Raw genomic sequence first — 4,389 nt, 5'->3', positions numbered from 1 at the left:
AAAGAAAAAAGAATAAATATATAGAGGAACTCCCTGTTACTGGAGTTCCTTTATTATTTTTTAAAATTCGACATAAAAGGGATGTCTCCTTTCGTCCAAACAAGATTCAATTCTTTCTTTGAAATTTGTATACGTGACCATTTCTGAAGCTTGATCAATCGGATAGAACCCTACCACTAAGCTTTCCGGTGAAGTCGCTAATTCGCCCCCCTGTTAGTTTAGCTAAGAACAAGGTATTACAAATGGATTGATTTACGTTTTGAAAAACTCCACAAAATTTCAGCACTTCAATATCTATACCCGTTTCTTCTTTCGTTTCTCTAATCGCAGCATCCTTTAAGGACTCGCCTTCTTCAACTTGTCCACCGGGCATTTCCCATCCTCGACGCGGTCCCTTTATTAAAAGTAGTTCCCCTTGTTTATTAAGTACAATAGTCGCTGCTGAGACGATATGTTTAGGCGGTGTGAAAATACGTTTTTCCAATAACAACGGTTTAACAGTGGGAATAAAATAAAGGCAAATAGTCCATCTTACTATTAAGGAGGGATGCATTATGGAAAAAAATAATGACAAAGATAGTCGGAAAAATGCTCCTAAAGAGGGACAGCCTGCACCCTTAAGCGGTTCTCATAAAGTAAAAAATAAAAATCATTCCCGTCAAAAGCACAATAGCCATCATGATATGTGAATAAAAGAACAGCCATTTTTTCTTTATGCTTAGAGGAAAAATGGCTGTTTCTTTTCCCCTTTACAGTCCAGAACATAAGATAGAAGTAAAGGGCAAGGTAAGGGATAATCACATGATTAGGGATAAGGAAGACCAACTACTATTTGAACAATGGTTAAGAAATTTGTTCGTCGATCCAAATACGAGTTTTCTCGATTTTCAAACATTTCGTCTAGATGTTTTTGAGTATCCAACTCATTATCTTTTAGAAGCTTTCTTCGAAAAAAAACACGTAATAAACATTACCATTTCTATAGATAAGAACACTTTAACAATCCTTGCAGCAGGGCCTGATGGCTCACTAGAACGTAGTTTTACCTTTCCATTTTCTATAGAAGATCGACATATTTCAACTGAGCTTTCTACTGATGCATTGCTAATTTGTGTTAGTAAAAATACCATCAAAAAAAGAACATCAAGTATATGGAAACTTGAGGTTCCTTAATCCTTCAAAAAATGAGTGCACCCATGGCACCGCAGTATTCTCCGTTTGTAAGAAAATGAGCCTTACAGCCAAATGCCTCAGTTGCTGCTTTGAGGCTTTTTTCCATGTATGGATTTGCCGCCAATCCACCGGTATAAACAATATCCACTTCACCCGCTGCCTTAGCTGATTGAACACCAAGAAGCATGGTCGTTTCAGCAATTAATCCGAATAAAGAAGCTGTGATATCCTCTTGTTGAACAATAGCGGTCGTCGCTTTTCCAAAATTACTTGCGGTAAAATCACCCGGAATTGGCGGTTCACTTGCATAAATATCACGTACCTGTAAATCTAGTTTAGCGCGATCTCCGCTTTCAGCCAGAGCAGCAAGATCAGAAAATGGCCGTTCCCCAACTAGCATCGTTGATAACCCCATTAACATTCCTCCGCCAGTCCCGCTCCCATAAAGATGTTCCGCTGAATTCTCTTTGATTGAAAAAAATGAAGTGCCCGTCCCGATATTTACTAAAATATAGTTTTTTACGTTCAACTTTTGCGCTGCTGTCATATACATAGCTCCATCCGTAATCGCCGCAAATTCAGCAATTTTTCTGCTATTATCAGAAACCGACAAGAAATGATGCCCTTTCCCGCCTGTTACGTTCCAACGAGCATCTGGAGCTGCGATTTGGAGCCATTGCAGAAGAGAATCCTTCTGTTGATAGGAGTACTTCTTAAAATGGTACGTACCGTTTTCATTGTAAGCAAGTTTTATCAGTGTACTTCCTGCATCAATTCCAACCTTCTTGTCCACTCTAATCCCCTCCAAATCGTATTAACTGATAAATTGGAACTCGGTTCGACTTCCTAGTTGAGTAGCGATTACCTCAAGTCGCGCTTCGATTCTTTCCTTCAGTTCTGGTACATGCGAAATAATTCCCACAAGTCGACCGCTGTTCTGAATATCCATTAGTGCTTCTAATGCCTGGTCAAGTGACTCAGGATCGAGCGTTCCAAATCCTTCATCAACAAACATCGTTTCCAACGATATCCCTCCTGCATGCTGCTGTACAACATCTGCAAGACCAAGTGCCAGTGCAAGGGATGCCTTAAAGCTTTCACCGCCTGAAAGTGTTTTAACATGACGTTCCTGTCCTGTGTACTGATCGTAAACAGTTAGTTCCAACCCACTTTGAATATTTCTGCGCGTTGGATCGATTTTACGCATGAGTTGGAAGCGGCCACTTGTCATTTTATTTAAACGTAAATTCGCTTCATTTAGAATTTCGTCTAAAAATGAAGCAAGAACAAAGCGTTCGAAGGTAATACGGAATGGATTCTGCCCCTTGGACACTTCATGGAGATGGCCGATTACCCGATATCGATCTTCTATTTCCTTTTGTTCCAAGATCATCCTATCGAGTTTTTCATGAATCTGTTCATTTTTCTGTTTGGCAGATGTCAGTTTAGCGAATAACTGCCGAAGTTCTTCTAATACATGGTCGGCATTCGTAAATTGTTGTTGCAAGGCTTCAATATCTGGTTTTACGGCACCTTTCAATTTCAATTCTAAATCATGAAAAACGTTGGTAACTGTCTGATAACGCTGTTCATATTGTTGTAAATCACTTTCTAATGTCTTTACTTCCGCTTCAGTTTTTTTTGCAGCTACATAGCTTCCGTAAGACTCAAACCCTAGTGCTGTCATTTCTACTTTAAATCTACTTCGTTCCTCGTTTAACTCGATGGTTACTTTTTTCAGTTGTTCCTCGCTGGAAGTGATATTTGCTTTAATCGTGGTTTCTTGTTCCTTTCCTTTCATTAAGGAAGTTCTCGCCGCTTCTAGTGCCTCTTCAAGTTGTTTTTGTTCTGTAATAGCTTGTTTTAAAGCCTGGTTAAAGGCTTCTGGTTCCCTAATTTCTTCTGGTATGGAAGCCACTGTAGCCGCGAGTTTAGCATTAGCCTCAAGAAGTTGAGTTCTTGCCTTTTCTTCTTTTGTTTTCACGGTTTCAATCTCAAACTTTATTGTTCGTTTCTCTGTTTTTATCCTTGAAAGTTTTTCAGATATACTTGAAATCGTTTGTTTTTGCTTAAGGAGAACCCGTAACTGCTCCTCATCTTCGTGTTTTTTCTGCTGACAGTTGTTTTTATATTCTTCCAACCGAGCGAGTTCGAAATCAGCTACTAAAGCCCTCACAGCAGCAAATCGCTCTTGATACGTTTCCTGAAGAGATTGATATCGGGATTCTGCTTTATAAAATGCGGTTTCTGCACTTGTTTTTTGTTGTTCAGCTTTATTTACTTCTGCTTTTTGTTGTTTCAGTTCATCTTCATCAGGTTGTTCAGCCGAGTGAAATGCTTTTGCAGGGTGCTCGGAGGATCCGCATACTGGACACATTTCACCATGCGTAAGAGCAGCCGCTAAAATACCTGCTTGACTATCTCTCCATTTACTTTCAAGTAGTTCTAAGGCTGTTTTTTGCTGAAGGGCACGTTCCACTGCCTGTTTGACTACTTCCTGTTTCCCAGAAAATTCATCATGTGCTTGTTTAACAAATTGGTCGGATTCCTCAAGCTTTACTAGTTTGATCAAGAGGTCTTCATTTTTGTCAACTTGTCGCTCTAATTCTGCAAATAACACGACCGCCTGCTCAGCCTCTGTTTTTAATAGGGCAATTTTTTCTTCATCTATTTCCATTTGAGACAGCTGTTTTTCCAGTCTCACTTGTTCAGTCTGAGCCTGTTTCCAAACACCATTCAAATCAACAGCGATCTGTTTTTGTTCCGAAACCGTATCCACCATTTGCTTAAGCTGCTGCAAATGATGCACTTTCGCCGATAGTTGTTCTCGATCAGATGTCTTGTCCATCTCAGCATCATATCGTTTTTGCAAGAGAATGGTGTTTTCAAACAGCTTCTTTGCTGTTTCATTTTGCTGATCCAGCTGAATTTGAAGATCTTTTGCTTGTCTGCCCATTCGTAAATAAAACTGTTCTTGCTTTTCAAGAGCTCCTGCTCTTTGCGCCATTTTTATGACAGCCGCTTTGGTTTCCATTTCTGGTTTACGTTTGACCAGCTCGTCCTTTTCTAAACGGAGCTTTTCAAGCTCTTCAAACCGTTTAAGTAGTTCTTGAGCCTGATAAATTTCGCCCTGAATTTTGTCACGAGCTATCTGTTCCTTCTTAATTTTTGCTGTATGAATGTCAAGGCTTTCATTGGCTTTGTTAATTTCTTCGA

Annotated in this window: 4 protein-coding genes and 1 pseudogene; 2 read left to right on the top strand and 3 right to left on the bottom strand. The window is 39.6% G+C overall.

All coding sequences use genetic code 11. The features are described from left to right. Positions 1–60 precede the first annotated feature (60 nt). Positions 61–484 (bottom strand): annotated as a pseudogene (locus tag AC52RT_RS16520) (NUDIX hydrolase). A 70-nt stretch (positions 485–554) separates the two neighbouring features. Between AC52RT_RS16520 and AC52RT_RS16515 the strand changes: the two are divergent. Next, positions 555–689, top strand: coding sequence for a small acid-soluble spore protein P (locus AC52RT_RS16515; protein WP_081704895.1), 135 nt, complete (start codon positions 555–557; stop codon positions 687–689). A 25-nt stretch (positions 690–714) separates the two neighbouring features. Then, a complete protein-coding gene (locus tag AC52RT_RS16510) occupies positions 715–1,173 on the top strand; it encodes a hypothetical protein (protein ID WP_495541757.1) in 459 nt (152 codons plus the stop codon). 4 nt (positions 1,174–1,177) lie between these two features. Here AC52RT_RS16510 and AC52RT_RS16505 read toward each other — a convergent pair whose 3' ends face one another. After that, positions 1,178–1,966 carry a type II pantothenate kinase gene (locus tag AC52RT_RS16505; protein ID WP_495541756.1) on the bottom strand — a complete coding sequence of 263 codons (789 nt, stop codon included), beginning with the start codon at positions 1,964–1,966 and terminating at the stop codon, positions 1,178–1,180. A 21-nt stretch (positions 1,967–1,987) separates the two neighbouring features. Next, on the bottom strand, positions 1,988–4,389 hold a 2,402-nt coding region (locus AC52RT_RS16500; RefSeq protein WP_495541755.1), incomplete at its 5' end, for an SbcC/MukB-like Walker B domain-containing protein.

Source organism: Peribacillus sp. (assembly GCF_059453735.1).
The sequence above is the reverse complement of the archived record's forward strand: the minus strand, read 5'-3'. Positions and strand labels throughout refer to the sequence as shown.